This is a genomic window from Microbacterium sp. PAMC22086 (genome assembly GCF_019443525.1).
In the GTDB taxonomy this organism is placed as follows: Bacteria; Actinomycetota; Actinomycetes; order Actinomycetales; family Microbacteriaceae; genus Microbacterium; species Microbacterium maritypicum.
Genome location: NZ_CP080380.1, coordinates 1403463 through 1419755, shown reverse-complemented (window position 1 = coordinate 1419755; position 16293 = coordinate 1403463). Strand labels below are relative to the sequence as shown.

At 68.0% G+C, this 16293-nt stretch carries 18 protein-coding genes; 3 read left to right on the top strand and 15 right to left on the bottom strand.

The features are described 5' to 3' along the window. Nucleotides 1-75 precede the first annotated feature (75 nt). The 5 genes from KY497_RS07160 to KY497_RS07140 all read right to left on the bottom strand — a co-directional run bounded on the left by KY497_RS07160 (nt 76) and on the right by KY497_RS07140 (nt 6288). Nucleotides 76-1230, bottom strand: a complete 1155-nt coding sequence (locus KY497_RS07160; protein WP_219870167.1) for a cystathionine gamma-synthase — start codon at nt 1228-1230, stop codon at nt 76-78. A 67-nt stretch (nt 1231-1297) separates the two neighbouring features. Then, nucleotides 1298-2674, bottom strand: coding sequence for a cystathionine beta-synthase (locus KY497_RS07155; RefSeq protein ID WP_219870166.1), 1377 nt, complete (start codon nt 2672-2674; stop codon nt 1298-1300). 96 nt (nt 2675-2770) lie between these two features. Then, the gene (locus KY497_RS07150) at nt 2771-3733 is read right to left on the bottom strand and encodes a carbohydrate ABC transporter permease (RefSeq protein ID WP_141385804.1); all 963 of its coding nucleotides are present in this window, start codon (nt 3731-3733) and stop codon (nt 2771-2773) included. Continuing rightward, on the bottom strand, nt 3730-4869 hold the full coding sequence (locus KY497_RS07145) for a carbohydrate ABC transporter permease (protein WP_200942436.1): 1140 nt from the start codon (nt 4867-4869) through the stop codon (nt 3730-3732). Before KY497_RS07145 ends, KY497_RS07150 begins: the two co-directional genes overlap by 4 nt. A gap of 102 nt (nt 4870-4971) precedes the next feature. Further along, nucleotides 4972-6288, bottom strand: a complete 1317-nt coding sequence (locus KY497_RS07140) for an ABC transporter substrate-binding protein (RefSeq protein ID WP_219870165.1) — start codon at nt 6286-6288, stop codon at nt 4972-4974. Between the two features lie 287 nt (nt 6289-6575). Here KY497_RS07140 and KY497_RS07135 point away from each other — a divergent pair, with 287 nt between their 5' ends. Next, nucleotides 6576-7580: a LacI family DNA-binding transcriptional regulator gene (locus tag KY497_RS07135; protein ID WP_219870164.1), complete on the top strand. Its 1005-nt coding sequence runs from the start codon at nt 6576-6578 to the stop codon at nt 7578-7580. Between the two features lie 106 nt (nt 7581-7686). On the opposite strand, the gene rplL is transcribed toward KY497_RS07135, so the two are convergent. The 3 genes from rplL to KY497_RS07120 form a co-directional block, all read right to left on the bottom strand. Continuing rightward, nucleotides 7687-8070 (bottom strand): 50S ribosomal protein L7/L12, encoded by a 384-nt coding sequence (rplL, locus tag KY497_RS07130; RefSeq protein ID WP_017829128.1) that lies wholly within the window; start codon nt 8068-8070, stop codon nt 7687-7689. A gap of 48 nt (nt 8071-8118) precedes the next feature. Continuing rightward, complete coding sequence (gene rplJ / locus KY497_RS07125; RefSeq protein ID WP_017829129.1) at nt 8119-8607, bottom strand: 50S ribosomal protein L10; 489 nt, start codon at nt 8605-8607, stop codon at nt 8119-8121. 424 nt (nt 8608-9031) lie between these two features. Next, on the bottom strand, nt 9032-10009 hold the full coding sequence (locus tag KY497_RS07120) for a hypothetical protein (protein ID WP_219870163.1): 978 nt from the start codon (nt 10007-10009) through the stop codon (nt 9032-9034). Nucleotides 10010-10327: 318 nt separating this feature from the next. On the opposite strand from KY497_RS07120, the gene KY497_RS07115 reads away from it, so the two are divergent. Beyond that, on the top strand, nt 10328-11008 hold the full coding sequence (locus KY497_RS07115; protein WP_219870162.1) for a YqaJ viral recombinase family protein: 681 nt from the start codon (nt 10328-10330) through the stop codon (nt 11006-11008). A gap of 29 nt (nt 11009-11037) precedes the next feature. Here KY497_RS07115 and KY497_RS07110 read toward each other — a convergent pair whose 3' ends face one another. The 6 genes from KY497_RS07110 to KY497_RS07085 all read right to left on the bottom strand — a co-directional run bounded on the left by KY497_RS07110 (nt 11038) and on the right by KY497_RS07085 (nt 15152). Beyond that, a complete protein-coding gene (locus KY497_RS07110) occupies nt 11038-11538 on the bottom strand; it encodes a hypothetical protein (RefSeq protein ID WP_055865452.1) in 501 nt (166 codons plus the stop codon). Continuing rightward, nucleotides 11535-12173 carry a hypothetical protein gene (locus KY497_RS07105; protein WP_219870161.1) on the bottom strand — a complete coding sequence of 213 codons (639 nt, stop codon included), beginning with the start codon at nt 12171-12173 and terminating at the stop codon, nt 11535-11537. The genes KY497_RS07110 and KY497_RS07105 overlap by 4 nt, the downstream gene beginning before the upstream one ends. Continuing rightward, a complete protein-coding gene (locus KY497_RS07100) occupies nt 12170-12787 on the bottom strand; it encodes a signal peptidase I (protein ID WP_219870160.1) in 618 nt (205 codons plus the stop codon). The genes KY497_RS07105 and KY497_RS07100 overlap by 4 nt, the downstream gene beginning before the upstream one ends. A 42-nt stretch (nt 12788-12829) precedes the next feature. Beyond that, on the bottom strand, nt 12830-13447 hold the full coding sequence (locus KY497_RS07095) for a SipW-dependent-type signal peptide-containing protein (protein WP_219870159.1): 618 nt from the start codon (nt 13445-13447) through the stop codon (nt 12830-12832). 7 nt (nt 13448-13454) lie between these two features. Next, nucleotides 13455-14075 carry a SipW-dependent-type signal peptide-containing protein gene (locus KY497_RS07090; protein ID WP_055865465.1) on the bottom strand — a complete coding sequence of 207 codons (621 nt, stop codon included), beginning with the start codon at nt 14073-14075 and terminating at the stop codon, nt 13455-13457. A 177-nt stretch (nt 14076-14252) separates the two neighbouring features. After that, nucleotides 14253-15152: a LysR family transcriptional regulator ArgP gene (locus KY497_RS07085; protein WP_055865468.1), complete on the bottom strand. Its 900-nt coding sequence runs from the start codon at nt 15150-15152 to the stop codon at nt 14253-14255. A gap of 70 nt (nt 15153-15222) precedes the next feature. Here KY497_RS07085 and lysE point away from each other — a divergent pair, with 70 nt between their 5' ends. After that, nucleotides 15223-15885 carry an L-lysine exporter gene (lysE, locus tag KY497_RS07080; protein ID WP_055865469.1) on the top strand — a complete coding sequence of 221 codons (663 nt, stop codon included), beginning with the start codon at nt 15223-15225 and terminating at the stop codon, nt 15883-15885. Nucleotides 15886-15891: 6 nt separating this feature from the next. Here the strand turns inward: lysE and KY497_RS07075 are convergent, their stop codons facing one another. Continuing rightward, nucleotides 15892-16248, bottom strand: a complete 357-nt coding sequence (locus KY497_RS07075; protein WP_055874074.1) for an iron chaperone — start codon at nt 16246-16248, stop codon at nt 15892-15894. Between the last annotated feature and the right edge of the window lie 45 nt (nt 16249-16293).

The following is a 16293-nucleotide window of genomic DNA, read 5'->3' as shown; positions in this document are numbered from 1 at the left end:
CCTCCGACCGCCACAGATCCGAGACGCACCCTGGCAGCTGCGCGGGATGCGTCTCGGATACCGCGTCTCGCGCGGTCAGCGGGAGACGCGGTCGAGCGCCTGCTCGAGGTCGGCGATCAGATCGCTCACGTCTTCGATGCCGACCGAGAGCCGCACGATGTTCTCCGGGACCGCGAGCTCGGTGCCGCGCACGGAGGCATGCGTCATGTCCGGCGGGTACCCGATGAGCGACTCGACGCCGCCCAGCGACTCGGCGAGCTGGAACAGCGAGGTGCTCTCGACGAACGCCCGTGCCGTGTCGGCTCCCGCGGCGAGCCCGAACGACAGCATCCCGCCGAATCCGCTCATCTGCTTCGCGGCGATCTCGTGGCCGGGGTGCGAGGGCAACCCGGGGAAGTACACCTGCGCGAACTCCGGACGCTCCTGCGCCCACTCGGCGATGGCCTGCGCGTTCTCGGAGTGCTGCCGCATCCGCAGCGCCAGGGTCTTGATGCCGCGAGTGGTCAGCCAGGCATCCAGCGGCGCGGAGACGGCACCGACCGCGAACTGCTGGAACTTGACCTGGTCGAAGAAGCGGTCGTCGGCGAACACGACCGTGCCGCCGAGCACATCCGAGTGCCCGCCCAGGTACTTGGTCGTGGAGTGCACGACCACATCGGCGCCGAGCGCGAGCGGCTGCTGCAGCGCCGGCGAGGCGAAGGTGTTGTCCACGACGACGATCAGACCGGCCGCGTGCGCGATCTCGGCGATCAGGGCGATGTCGACGATCTTCAGGAGCGGATTGCTCGGCGTCTCCAGCCACACGACCTTCGTCTCGGAACGGATCGCCGCACGGAGGGCATCGACGTCGGAGAGCTCGACCGTCGTGGTCTCGATGCCCCAGGGAGCGAGCACGCGGGTGAGCAGCCGGTACGTGCCGCCGTACACGTCGTTGCCCAGGAGGATGTGGTCACCCGGCTTCAGGATCCCGCGCAGCAGTGCATCCTCGGCGGCGAGTCCGGATGCGAACGACAGCGCGCTCGCACCCCCTTCCAGGGCCGCGAGCTGCGTCTCGAGCGAGGAACGCGTCGGGTTGCCCGCACGGTTGTACTCGTATCCGCCGCGCAGACCGCCGACGCTGTCCTGCACATGCGTCGAGGACTGATAGATCGGCGGGATGATCGCGCCCGTGACGGGGTCTGGCGCTTGTCCTGCGTGGATGGCTCGGGTGGCGAAGGCGTGATCGGACATGCCCCTCAGCCTACGTCCGCCCTCGCGGGGACGGCCTCCCGGTTACGCCCCGGGTCGGGGCATCGGCTCAGCGCGACAGATACGCCAGCAGGTCCTGACGCGTCAGGACCGTGTGAGGCTTGCCGTCCTCGGTCACCAGCAGCGCGTCGGCGTCGGCGAGCGCGGCCTTGGCCTGCGCGACCGAGGTGTGGATGCCGACGAGCGGAAGCCGCTCCCCCACGTGCGCGCCGACGGCATCGGCCGCATTCGCCTCGCCACGGAACAGCAGATCGAGCAGCCCTTTCTCGTCGACCGTGCCGACCACCTCGCCCATCATGACCGGCGGTTCGGCGCTGAGCACGACCAGCTGCGAGACGTCGTACTCGGTCATGATGCCGATCGCCTCGAGCACGGTGTCGGTCGGGTGGGCGTGCACGAGGTCGGGGATTGCGGTGCCCTGCCGGGTCGGACGAGCTGCGAGCACGTCGGCGACGGTCTCCCCGTCCTCCACCTCGCTGAAGCCGTAGGAGCGCATCCATCCGTCGTTGAAGATCTTCCCCAGGTAGCCGCGCCCTCCGTCGGGAAGCAGCACCACCATCACAGCGTCCGCCGGCAGCTCCCGCGCCACGCGCAGCGCACCGACGACGGCCATGCCGCTCGACCCGCCGACGAGGATTCCCTCCTCGCGCGCGAGGCGCCGCGTCATCGCGAAGGACTCGGCATCGTCGACCGCGACGATCTCATGCGGCACCGTCGGATCATACGCGCCGGGCCAGATGTCCTCGCCCACGCCCTCCACGAGGTACGGCCTCCCGGTGCCGCCGCTGTAGACGCTGCCTTCCGGGTCGACGCCGACGATCCGCACCCGTCCTTCCGAGATCTCACGCAGGTACCGGCCCGTCCCTGTGATCGTGCCGCCCGTGCCGACGCCCGCCACGAAGTGCGTGACCTCGCCGTCGGCGTCGCGCCAGATCTCCGGTCCCGTGGTCTCGTAGTGGCTGCGCGGACCGTTCGGGTTCTCGTACTGGTTCGGCTTGAACGCCCCGGGGATCTCCCTGGCCAGTCGATCGCTCACGCTGTAGTACGACTCCGGACTGTCGGGAGAGACAGCCGTCGGAGTGACCACGACGTCCGCGCCGTAGGCCCGCAGCACGTCGATCTTGTCCTCACCGACCTTGTCCGGCAGCACGAACACGCACTTGTAGCCACGCTGCTGCGCGACCAGCGCCAGGCCCACGCCGGTGTTGCCGCTGGTGGGTTCGACGATCGTGCCCCCGGGCTTCAGATCGCCCGAGGCCTCGGCGGCGTCGATGATGCGCGCGGCGATGCGGTCTTTCGAAGAGCCGCCGGGGTTCATGTACTCGAGCTTGACGAGCACCGTGCACGCGACGCCCTCGGTGACGTGCTGGAGCTTCACGAGGGGCGTGTCGCCGACGAGGTCCACGATGGAGTCTGCGTACTTCATGACTTCAGGGTAGACGCGCGGATGCCGCGACCGGGGCTGTATTGCACCCGACCGCGGCATCCGTCCTCTCGAAAGGCCCCCGCCGTCTCTCGAAGCTCAGCCCTTCGTCGATCCGGCCAGCAGGCCGCGGACGAAGTAGCGCTGCAGGGCGAAGAACACGATCAGCGGCACGATGATCGAGACGAAGGCGCCCGCCGTGAGCAGGTACCAGTCGTTTCCTCTCGTGCCCGTGATCTCGGCGAGCAGCTTCGTGATCGGCGCCGCGGCGCCGTCGGCGAACACCAGTCCGACGAGCAGGTCGTTCCACACCCACAGGAACTGGAAGATCGCGACGGACGCGATCGCCGGCATCGTCAGGGGCAGCACCACGCGGAAGAAGATCTGTCCGCGGGAGGCGCCGTCGACGCGTGCCGCCTCGATGATCTCCCCCGGGATCTCCGACATGAAGTTGTGCAGGAGGTAGATCGCCAGCGGCAGCGCGAACATGGTGTGCGCGATCCACACCTGCGCGTAGCCGGAGGACGCATCCAGCGGCGTCGTGACCTGCAGCCCGAAGAGGTTGATGCCTCGGGAGAACGAGCTCAGCAGCGGCACGAGCGCCATCTGGATCGGCACGATCTGCAGGGCGAACACGAAGATGAACAGCGCGTTGCGGCCCTTGAAGTCGATCCACGCGAAGGCGTACGCCGCCATCGACGCGATCATCAACGGCACCAGCGTCGCCGGGATGGTGATCGCGATGGAGTTGATGAACGATTCGAGGATGGTCAGCTGGGTCGTGCCGGACTGCAGCACGTCGACATAGTTCTCGAGCGTCACCTGCGGGTCGGAGAAGAACGTCCACCATCCGGACGACTGGATCTGGTCGCGAGGACGGAACGAGGAGATGAACAGCCCCAGCGTCGGAAGGGTCCACAGCACCGCGATCAGGATGGAGGCGACGGATGCCCAGGGGCGCGTCAGCTTCTTGCGAGTGCGCCCTGCGGCGCCGTCGAGGCCGCCCCCGGTCGTGATCGCTCGTGTGCTGACAGCGGATTCGGACTTCAGGGTGTCGGTCATCGGATCTCCCGCTGCTTCTTGATCTGGCGTGCGTTGTAGATGACGATCGGCAGCACCAGGATGAACAGGATGACGGAGAGCGCGGCGCTGCGGCCGGCCTCGAACTTCGAGAACTGCGTGTACATCTCGTTTGCGAGCACCGAGGTTCCGTAGTTGCCGGCGGTCATCGTCCGCACGATGTCGAACACCTTGAGAGAGGCGATGGAGATCGTGGTCAGCACCACGATCAGAGCGGGCCGGATGGACGGAACGGTCACCGAGACGAACCGCTCCCAGGCGTTCGCACCGTCGAGTTCCGCCGCCTCGAGCAGCTCCTGCGGCACACCCTTGATCGACGCCGACAGCAGCACCATCGCGAAACCGGTCTGCACCCAGATGAGCACGACGATGAGGAACAGAGTGTTCCACGGCTCGTTCAGCAGCCACTGCTGCGGCTCACCCCCGAACCAGACCATGATCTGGTTGAGGAGTCCGATCTGCTCGAACTGGGGCCCGCGGTACTCGTACATGAAGCGCCAGATGATGCCGGCGCCGACGAACGAGATGGCCATCGGCATGAAGACGAGGACCTTGTAGATCTTCTCGCCGCGGGTGCGATCGATGAACACCGCGTAGGCGAGACCGACGATCGTCGAGACGGTGGGGACCACGAGCACCCAGATGATCGTGTTGACCACCGCGGTGATGCCGTCGGACTGCGTGAAGATCCACAGATAGTTGGCGAACCCGACGAAGTCCTTGCCCGACGAGCTCAGGAACGACGAGTACATCGTCTGGATCGACGGCAGGATCAGGCCGACCAGCAGCAGCAGGATCGCCGGTGCCATGAAGGCGACGAGCTGGATCAGGTATCCCGCGCCATCGCGTGATCGATAGTCCAGCCAGAAGAACAGCGCACCCACGGCGACGGCCACACCCATCGCCCAGTAGTAGGAGTTGAAGAACCACATCACGGCGAGCGGGATGAGCAGGCACATCGCCAGCCGGATGCCGGTGTACAGCGCCCCCCTGCGTGGAGCGATGTCCACGAGGAGCAGGATGACTGCCACGACCACCGCGAATGCGATGACGACGGCGACCGCCTGCAGGATCGGCGGGAGCGAGCCGATCCACTGGAAGAAAATTGTCGCGTTCACGGATTCCCCTTCATCACGCGGAGCGGATCGACGAGCGCACATCGACGTGCGGCGTCATGAGAGAAGAAGGGCCGCCCCCCAGAGGGCGGCCCTCCTCTTCTCTCAGCTGGCGGGCCAGCCCGTCTGGATCTGCGTGAGGACGTCGTCCGTGGGGGTGCCGTTGACCCACGCCACCATGCCCTTCCAGAACGTGCCGGCGCCGACAGCACCCGGCATCAGGTCGGACGCGTCGAAGCGGAACGTCGTGTTCGGGTCCTGGAGGATCTTGATGGTCTCCTGCAGGATCGGGTCCTTCGCGTTCGCGGGGTCGAGCCCGTTGTTCGCGGAGGTGACACCGCCCAGGCTGACGCGGCTGTTCGCCCACTCGGGGCTGGACAGGTACGCGAGCACCTTCTGAGTGGCCTCGGAGTCGCTGAACGCTCCGACGATCTCGCCGGCACCGGTGACGGCGGAGTCATCCGCAGACTCGCCCGGGAGCATGAACGCCCAGACGTCGCCGTCCTCGGCGACCTTCGTGCCGTCGGGGAAGAAGCCCGAGAGGAACGAGGCCTGGTGGGTCAGCGCGCACTCGCCGCCGGCGAGCTTCGGAGCGACATCACCGAACGCGGTGGAGTTGATCGAGCGCACGTCACCGAAGCCGGCGTTGACGTTGGCCGGGTTCAGCAGGACCTCGCCGACCGAGTCGAACGCCTGCTTGATCTGCGGGTCGGTGAACTTGACCTCGTTGGTGACCCACTGGTCGTAGACGTCCGGACCGGACTGACGCAGCACGTAGTCCTCGACCCAGTCCGTTCCCGGCCATCCGGTCGCGGTGCCCGACTCGAAGCCGGCACACCAGGCGGGAGTGCCGGTCGTCGCCTGGATCTTCTCGGTGAGGGCGCCCATCTCGTCGAGCGTCTTGGGAACCTCGACGCCCCATTCGGCGAACTTTGCCGGCGAGTACCAGATCCAGCCCTTGACGTTGGCCATCAGCGGCGCACCGTAGAACGTGCCGTCGACCGTGCCGTAGTTGACCCAGTCCTCGGTCCAGTACTCGTTGGCGTTCTTCTCGACCTCTTCCGGCGCGGGCTTCAGGTAGTCGCGGTTGGCGAAGTCGGCGAACAGGCCCGGCTGCGGGAAGATCGCGATGTCCGGCGGGTTGCCGCCCTGCGCACGCGTACCGAGCTGGGTCTCGAAGTCCTGGCTGCCCTCGTACTTGATCGTGATGCCGTTCTCGTCGGCCCAGTCCTTCCAGGACTCCTGGAGGAGCTTCGCCTCATCATCGACGATCGTGCCGTAGATCGTGACGGTGGCATCGCCCCCGTCACCCCCGTCGGTGCCGGGTGCCCCACCCGGAGCCCCGCATCCGGCGAGCGCGATGCCCGCGACCCCCAGCAGGGCGAGCGGCGCGTAACGCCGGGAACGCTGTGACAGAGCCATGTGAATTCTCCTCTTCGAGTACAGGTTCCCGGCTGTGCGATGCCACCCCGGGGCATCGTTAGGGAACCGATTCCAGGCCAACCTACTGGCCATCCGCATCCCTGCACAACACGCTAGGGTCACAAGCTCGCAACCATTCGATGCACCGACTCCCGACGAGATGGGAGCGCTCCCTCGCCGTGCGCCTGGAACCGGTTCCCTTTTTCGGCGACGACGACTACGCTGTGACGCGGCGCGCACCCCGCGTCGAGGCCACGCAGGCCGCGTGATCAGGTCGAGGAGGACCGATGAGCACGATCGCGGATGTCGCGTCACGTGCAGGCGTATCGAAGGCCACCGCCAGTCGCGCCCTGAGCGGCCGCGGATACGTGTCGGAGGCGACCCGGAAGCGCGTCGAGAGCGCAGCTCGCGATCTCTCCTATGTCGCGCACTCCTCCGCCACGAGCCTGGCGACAGGACGCACCCAGACCGTGGGCATCGTCATGCCACCCGTGGACCGGTGGTTCTTCGCCGAGCTGCTCGCCGGGGTGCAGGAGTCGCTGTTCGCCCTCGACTACGACCTTTCGCTGTACGGCGTCCCCGAGGGGTCGAAGACCAGGGAGGGGCTGTTCGAGAGCGTCCTACCCGGGAGGCGCTTCGACGGGATCATCGCCGTGGGCATCCAGCCGAGCGCTCACGAGCTCGAGCGGCTGCAGCGAACAGGACGACCGCTCGTCAGCGTCGGTCCGTACAGCGACGGCTCGAGCGCCGTGTCGATCGATGACACGGCGGCCGCGCGCATCGCCACCGAGCACCTCATCGAACTCGGACACACCGACATCGCCTTCGTCGGCGGCTCGACGGACACCGCGGAGCTGAGCTTCGGCGACGCCCAGCGCCTCGAGGGGTACCGCGGCGCACTGCAGGCCGCGGGACTCGCGGCGCATGCGCGCGTGGCCGGCGCCGCCCCGACCATGCCGGGCGGCTACACGGCCGCGGCGGGGCTGCTCGGCGACCGGCGACGGCGCCCGACGGCCATCGTCGGGGTGTGCGACGAAGCCGCGATCGGCGCGATCATCGCCGCCCGGCGACTGGGAATCGCCGTGCCGACCGAGCTGAGCGTCGTCGGCATCGACGACCACGAGCACGCGGACATGTTCTCCCTGACCACGATCGGGCAGTCGCCACGCGACCAGGGACACGAAGCGGTGCGCCTGCTGACGCGGCAAATGGAACACCCCGATGCTCCGCTCGAACTCGTCGACGCGGCGTCCGCCCTCGTGGTGCGCAGCTCCACGGCTCCCCCGCGCTGACCTCGCGGCACTCCGGCATGCGGGGCGGCCGCGAGACCGGCGGGAAACGCACGAAGGCCCCGGGGCGAACCCGGGGCCTTCGTTGAGAAACGCGTGAGCGTCGCGATTACTTGAGGGTAACCGTTGCGCCTGCCTCTTCGAGAGCAGCCTTGGCCTTCTCGGCGGTCTCCTTGTTGGCGCCCTCAAGGACAGCCTTCGGGGCACCGTCGACGACAGCCTTGGCCTCGCCGAGACCCAGCGAGGTGAGCTCGCGGACGGTCTTGATGACCTGGATCTTCTTGTCGCCAGCAGCCTCGAGGATGACGTCGAAGGAGTCCTTCTCTTCCTCAGCCTCAGCAGCGCCTGCGCCACCCGCAGCACCGGCGACGGCGACGGGAGCAGCAGCGGTGACCTCGAACTTCTCCTCGAACGCCTTCACGAACTCGTTGAGCTCGATGAGGGTCAGGCCGGCGAACTGCTCGAGCAGTTCCTCGGTGGAAAGCTTCGCCATGATGTATCTCCTAGATAGATGGGGTTTGTAGACGAGATCGCAGGTCGCTTACGCGGCCTCTGCGGTCTCCAGCTTTTCGCGAAGAGCATCGATGGTGGCGGCAGCCTTGCCCATCGTCGCCTTCATCATGCCCGCAGCCTTCGCCAGCAGAACCTCACGGCTCTCGAGCGCGGCGTACTTGTTGACCTCGTCCGCGGTGAGGGCGTTGCCCTCGAAGATGCCGGACTTGATCACGAGAAGCGGGTTGGCCTTGGCGAAGTCACGCAGAGCCTTGGCGGTGGCGACGAAGTCACCGTGCACGAACGCGACAGCCGACGGACCCTTGAGGTCGTCGTCCAGCGCGGAGATGCCAGCCTTGTTGGCGGCGATCTTGGTCAGCGTGTTCTTCACCACGGCGTACTCAGCGTCCTGACGGATGCTGTTGCGCAGCTCCTTGAGCTGGGCAACCGTCAGACCGCGGTACTCGGTCAGCAGAACGGCAGTCGAGTTCTCGAATGACTTCGTGAGCTCGGCGACCGATGCATCCTTCTGCGCCATGGTCACTCCTTGGTGTGTACGAGGCGCCGCACGGTGGTGAGGCGCCGACCTGGACCACCTGCAAAGAGAAAAGCTCCGGCGCAAGCGCACGGAGCTTTGGAAAGTTCGTGTCCTGCGCGGGCCCCTGCTGTGCAGAGCTTCGATCGCTGCGCGCTTTCGCACACGACGATGACCAGCGGTCTTCGGTTCGGGATAACTGTACCCCACCCGCACCTCTCCCCCCAAATCCACTCGCCCCGTCCCTCTCCCTCTCCCCCTCCCCTGACGAGACCCACGCGCCCTGATGAGACCCACGTTCCCCGCCGAGGCCCACACTTGAATGCGCATCCGAGCGTGGGCCTCGGCGGCACACATGGGTCTCGGGGACGTGGCGCACAGGAGCGCGCGGCGCGGGCCAGCGCACGAGAGGTCTCGAAGCCCGGGATCAGGGGCGGAGGCCGAACGCACCGAGCCGCGCGCCGAGAGCATCTGACGTGACGAGGTGCTCGGATCCCCAGCGGACGATCCGCCACCCGGTGACACCGCGAATCGCATCCTCCCGATGCTTCTCCGCGAGCACCACGGCCTCCGCCGACATCCCTGTACGCAACGTCGGATAGAGGTACTTTCCTCGCCCGTCGAACTCGCCGAACGTCTGCGCTCCCCGAAAGGCGAAGTCGAGCCGATAGTCCTCGCCATGCGGTCCGGTGACGCGCGACTGCAGATCGACCTCGGTGAACCCGAGTCGGTGAAGGTGCAGACGACTCACGCTCTCTCCAGGAAGCTGGGCGCGGCCATCCGAGAACGCGATCACCTCTCGGGGCTGACGGATGCCCCGGTTCGAGAGGGCTTGCGCCCGCCTCCCGAGTTCGTCCCTCCACTCTGCGGCGGCGATATGGTCCTGCTCGTGTCTGCGCACGGCGATGCGCCGCAGCGCCGCGTCGGCGACGGCGATCGCCGCTTCAGGCGTAAGCCGGGACGCCAGATCGAACACGGTCCTCTCGAGCGAGGTGCATCTGATGCCCTCGACTTCCACGAGGTCGCTCTCACGAAGTGTGAGGTCGTGCCTCGCGACGCCCCACTTCACCCTGCTTCGACTCGTCGGGCGGAGAACCGCGTGAACGTACGTCGTCGAAGTCCGATAGAGCGGGAGTCCGTGGATCACGGCCGCCGAGGCGAAGCAGAGTGCGGCACCACCGCCGGCGGATTCCCGATGCACGGCGAGCACCTTCATCAGATGGCGACCTTCGGTCCAGAGCTGCTCCCACTCCGCAGAATCCACATACCAGCCGCGACGCACTCGCACGATCGAGCCGTTGTCGACCATGGCGCGGAGTTCGCGCTCAGATACCCCTCGAGCGAGCACATCGCTTCTGGCGAGAAGGAGCCGGCGCGCTTCTTCGATGGTGACGGACTTGCGCATGAACTCGATCCTCACTCGTCGCGCGCGCCACCCGCATCGCGAAGACTCGAACTTCCGAGAGGTGCGGACAAGTCGCTTCACATCGCCGCCGTGCAGAACGACAGGCAGAGGAGCTCCTGACCGCCTGGCGGCACCCGGACCCATGCTTATCGCCGAGACCCATGCCCCCACGCGACTGCGGGCGTGGGTTTCGGCGACCACCGTGGGTTTCGGCGACCACCTTGGGATGCGGGAGGGGTACGCGGATGCGGGAGGGGCGGACGCGTGAGGGCGGCGTGTACGGGAGGGAGGGTCGGCGGGCGGGGTTAGGGTCGAAGGGTGACACCGGAACTCTCTGCACGCATCGTCGCGGACTCCCGCGACCGCGTGGCGTGGCTGAGGGCGCGCTCGCGGGGCATCACCGCCACCGATGTGGCAGGACTGACCTCGGAGAAGTCGATCGCCAGGGCGGCCGACTCCAAACTGGGCGGAGGGCCCCGCTTCGGCGGCAACGCCTACACCGATCACGGTCGTCGGCGCGAGCCGGAGATCGCCGCATGGGTCGCGGCGACCCACGGCATCCTCCCCTCCTCGGCGCTGTTCCGCGCCGAGGTCGAGCACCGCCACCTCGCCACCCCCGATGGCATCGCGGTCGGCGGGGACGGGCGCGTGAAGCTCGCCGAGATCAAGACCACGAACAAGGCTTTCCGCGGCATCCCCCGCACCTACCTGCGCCAGGTCTGGTGGCAGCAGCACGTGCTCGGAGCCGAACGGACCCTGTTCGTGTGGGAGGAGCACGTCGACTTCGCTCCGATCCACGATGAGCCGCGCTGCGTCTGGATCGACCGCGACGACCGCGAGATCGCGAAGCTCGTCGGCCTCGCCACCGACCTCATCGATGAGCTCTACCGACGCACCACCGGCCAGCAGGTACCGAGCCGGATGACGGATGCCGCCGCCAGCCGTCGCGAACAGCTCCGCGAACGCGATGCCTTCCGCGCGCTGGCACTCGCCGACTGACGAGGCATCCGACCGGAGCGACGCACCGCTCAGGTGCAGGTGTTGTTGCCGCCGAGCCCCAGGAGACCGCCGACCGAGAGCGAACGCGTCGCCGGAGTCGAGGTCCACGACGTTCCGCTGTAGGTCGCCTCGACCTTGACCGCATTGGTCGATCCGAGAAGACTCCCCAGCAACGTGTTCAGCACGCCCGAGCTGATCGTGGACGAGAACGTGTAGGGCCCTGATCCGGTTTGAGTGACGTTGGCGTTGTTATCCACGACGACGTTGTTGATGGAGAAGCGCTGCTGCACCTTCGGATAGGGCGACGTCCACGTGATCGTGAAGCCCGTGAAGGTGCCCAAGAAGCTCGTCACCGTGCACGAGGTCACCACGGGCTTCGCCAGCGTCGCGGCCGTGAACGACCCGGCGGCGTACTCGCTGTCCGTGAAGGCGGCGTCGGTCATCTGCACGGCGGGCGATGACCCGACCCCGACCAGCACGGCGAGCCCGACGACGCCGGCGAGGATGCGCGCACGCGCGTTGCGCCTCATGTCCTCCTCCCCTCCTCGGGCACCGCGCCTCTGCGACGGCGGACCGCGAGCACCGCACCCGACACCGCGAGCGCCGCTCCGACCACGACGGCACTCGCGGCTCCCGGTGGCACTCCCGTCGTCGCGAGCCCGCCACCGGACCCCGCGATCACGGTCTCGCCTGCCCCCTGCGCGTGCACGCGGACATCGGTGCTGCCGGCACCCGAGCCCCCGGAGGGATCGAGGAGGATCGAGAGACGGAGGTGGGCCGTCTCGGTGTCCGCCATCTGCGTGAGCGGAACCTCGACCCCGTCGCGCGGGATGCTCCAGCCCACGCGCAGCGCGGTCGCACCACCAGGGCATCCTGTCTCGGTCCAGGCCTCGGGGCACGTCGAGACGTCGAGGAGCAGCTGCGCCTCACCCGTCGCGCTGACGGCGATCCGCACGACTCCCGGATCCGGGGCATCGGCGCTCACCGCGATGTCCCATTCCACCGGCTGCCCTGGCAGCAGCCTGCCGGCCGCCGCCCAGTCGGCGACCGAGACGAGACGGAGGATCGAGCCCTGGATGACCTGCGTCGTCGGCGCCGCCCATGCGGCGGTCGGCATCGCGAGCGCGAGGACCGCGAGCAGCACGACGGCGACCGCGCGCCTCATGGTCCGCTCCCGTCAGGATCGTGAGCGGACCGACGCTGCCCACGCGGCCAGAACGCCCACACCACCAGGGAGGTCGCGGCGACCGTCAGCGCTCCCAACACGATCGGGTCGCCCATCCCGGCGACGATCAGCGCGATCCCGGGAACGGAGAACAGCACCTTCCGCACCGACGACACCGTGTAGGGGAACGCATCATCTGCGGCATTCGCGTCGCCGCGCATCGTGATCACCCGCTCCTGAGCGCTCGGTCCCGGCGTGATCGTGGTGATGCGATGCGTCACCGGCAGCTCGCCAGGACGATCGACCGTCACCACGTCCCCGACCCCGATCTCGGCCGCGGGGATGCGCTGCACCACGGCCACGGATCCTGCCGGGATGGTCGGCGACATCGAACCGGTGCGGAACATGATGAGCGTGATCTGTGCGGTGAATGCGAGCACGACGAGCAGGATGCACACCGTACCGGCCACCGCGCCGATCCAGAGCAGCACGTCGCCGATCAGCCGCCCGGGGCGGAGCCGGGTGCGCACGTGTTCGGCGGTCGGGTGCGGATCCGCCGGGGCGGGGAACGGGGCCGCCTCCCGCAGGCTCCGCCGTGTCGTCGGGGTCGTCATCTCGTCCTCCTCTCCGTGCGCCTTCTCTCGCTACTGCTGCGACTACGACGACGTCCCGAGGAACTGCCAGGTCTGCGTCATCGTCAGTCCCTGTGCCGCGTTCGGAGCGGCGAGCGGAAGCGTCACCGCGAAGCAGTAGTTGACCTGGGTGGCCCCGTTCGCCGTCACGGCCTGGGTCGTCGCGCCGCCCGCGGTGAGGGCCGAACCGTCCGCCACGACCGCGGTCCCTGCCGCATACGTGGTCGAGTTGCAGGTGGTTCCGGCGATCGTGCGCACGCCGTACGTGAGATGCGCCGCGAGCCCGGTGCCTGTCGGTGTTCCCGCGATCAGTTGCACGGTTCCCGCCACCGACGGATTCGCGGTCTTCACACTGAACAGCGCATAGGTGGAGTTGCCCGGTGCCATCGCGGTCGGAACGAGCTGGAAGTTCAGCGTCGCGGCTGTGCCCGCGGTCGCGTGGTTCGAGAACGTGGCTCCGTCGACCGCACCCACGATGTCGAACTTCCCGGCCGTGAAGCTGGCGGATCCGTATTCGGAGTCGTTCCAGGCGGCAAGCGTGGCGGCGACGCCGATGCCGTGCACGACCCCTCCCGCGAGGACCGCTCGCAGTCGACGAGAGCGCAGCCGCCGCCTCTCCCGCACTTCTCTGCGGGTGATCATCACATGCTCAGTTCGTCGACGTGGCCGTGAACTTCCAGGTGGCGTTGGTCACCAGGCTCGGTTCGAGCGCGGCGTCCGCCGTCACTTTGAAGCACAGCTGCACGGCCGTCCCCGGATCCGTGGAGGTCGCCCCCGCGGTGAGCGGCACGGTGGTGACGCCGGTCTGGAGGTCGAGTGTCGTCCCGGTCGCCACCGGTGTTCCTGTCGCGGATGCCGCATCACAGGTCGCTCCCGGCGCCAACTGATAGATCGAGTACGACAGGTGGTCGGAGTTCGACGTGGCCGCGGCATCGGCCGTGGTGCCATCGGCGACGAGATCGGCGCCGCTGGTGGTGCCGGCTGCGAGACGCACCCAGAACCCGGCATAGACCGAGCTGGTCGGCGACATGTTGCCCACGAGTCCGGCCGGCAGGGTGAACGCGAGAGTAGCCGCGCTGCCGGCGGAGTCGTGATCGGCATACGCGGTGCCGTCGGTAGAGCCCTGCAGATTGAACGCGCCGGCGGTGAACGTGCCGTTCGCGAACTCGGAGTCGTTCCAGGCCGCGAGCGTCACGGCGGTGCCGACGCCGAGAACGAGCCCGCCCGCCAGTACCGCCAGCACCTTGCGCTGGGTTGCCTTGGTTGCCATGTCGCTTCCCCCTCAGGAATTCGTGAGTCACGCGAATGCCTGTGTTCCGGTCGCCCCTCAACGACCCCGCATCTGCGCGTTTGCGCCATCCTCTCGTTGCCCCATCCGCAGAACAAGGCGATTTCGCGCACGAGATTCGATCATCCCGCGCAGAATCGCCTCCTCGCCCGCCGTGCCCTATCGCGATCGACGGGCCGGGGCGCCGCCGAGAACCCGTCGCGCCTCGGCGGCGATCTCCGCGGCGATGGTGTCGAGCAGGTCCGAGCGCAGGTTCCACTGCTGCCAGAACAGCTGCACGCGAAGGGTCGGTCCGCCCAGAGGAACGAGCCCGCTCGATTCCTGGAGCACCGGGACCATGCCCCAGCCGAGCCCGAGCGTGACGGCGAGGGCGTAGTCGTGGGATGCGGGGACGTAGTGCCGGGGCACTCCCTCCTGCGCCACCGACATCTCCCTGAGCCATTCGTGTTGCAGGGTGTCCCTGCGATCGAAGTCGACGAACGGCGCCGCAGACAGGGCGCTCTCGGTCGCTCCCTCCGGGAACCAGCGCGCGGCGAATGCCGGCTCGGCCATAGCCCGGTATTCGAGCACGCCGAGAGGCGACACCGAGCACCCGGAGACGGCGCTCTCCTCACTCGTGACAGCCGCCATCACGGTGCCCGATTCCAGCAGGCGGGCGGTGAAGTTCTGATCGTCGCGATGCAGGTCGAAGTCGATGTCGTGTCGGGCGGAGAGTCGTGCCAGCGGAGCGAGAAACCACGTGGCCATCGAGTCGGCGTTCACCGCGAGGGGTATCGTGATCCGCCGATTGCCCTCTGCTTCATCGATGCCGACACCGACGAGCGCGTCGTGCTCCAGGAGCGCGACCTGTCGGGCGAGACGCACGATGGCCTCCCCCGCCTCGGTGAGCCGTGCGGGCTTGGTGCGCACCACGAGGATGCGACCGAGCTGCTGCTCGAGAGTCTTCAACCGCTGACTCACTGCCGAAGGGGTGATCTGCAGCCGCTTCGACGCGGCATCCAGTGTCCCCTCGTCGACGATCGCGGCGAGGGTGGTCGCGAGCTCCGGATCGATGCGCACATTAGTGATGCTAATGGTGCGATAGGAATCTTCGCTTCACTTCATGTATCTCGATTCCTAGGCTGAACCCATGCTCACCGCTCTCGCCGGCCTCGGACTCGGCCTCTCCCTCATCGTCGCGATCGGCGCGCAGAACGTCTTCGTGCTTCGTCAGGGGATCCGGCGCGAGCATGTCCTCGCCGTGGTGATCATCTGCGCCCTCTCCGATGCGGCGCTCATCGCCGCGGGCGTCGCCGGACTCGGCTTCGTCCTCTCCGCCGCGCCCTGGCTGGTCGTGGTCGCGCGTTGGGCGGGGGCCCTGTTCCTGCTGACCTACGCAGCGCTGGCCGCCCGTCGCGCCTGGCGAGGGGGCGAGGAGCTCGAGGTCGACGCGACGGATGCCGCGTCCCCCGATTCCCGCGCGACCGGTGGCGCGAGCGCGACTCTCACCCGCAGCCGGCTGGCCCCCGTGATCCTGACCACCCTCGCCCTCACCTGGCTCAACCCGCACGTGTACCTCGACACCGTGCTGATGCTCGGGTCCATCGCGGCCACGCACGGCGACGAGCGCTGGCTGTTCGCGGCCGGAGCGATGGCCGCCAGCCTCCTGTGGTTCACCGCGCTGGGGTTCGGGGCGCGCTACCTCGGACGCTGGCTGCGCACGCCGCGGTCGTGGCGCATCCTCGACGCCGTGATCGCGGTGGTCATGGTCACGATCGCGATCAGCCTCGTGCTGCCCGTCCTGGGGGGCTGATCGGCTTCATGCGCCGTCGATCTGGGCGAGCCGAGCACGGACGAGGCGTTCGAGGACCTCGCTCGGAATCGGGTGCTCGGGCTGGAACCGGATGGTCCCCTTATCCACGCTGACCCCGGGATACCCGTCGAGAACGTCTGCGACAGCGGCGACGGCATCCGGGCTGAACGGGTAGATCCCGATGTGCTTCTTGGCGCGCATCACCGAGAGCAACGGCTTGCCGCCGTGCACGAGCGCGGGCATGCCATACCCCTTGCCCTGCTCCGCATCCGGCGCCTCTCGGCGCGCAACGGCATAGACACGATCGATCGCGTCACGATCAGCGGCAGCGAGGTCTGCGAGGTAGTCGTCGATGGTTCCCACGAGGGCATCCTGTCACCGATCCGCGCACGGGGCGAGGGTCAGCGG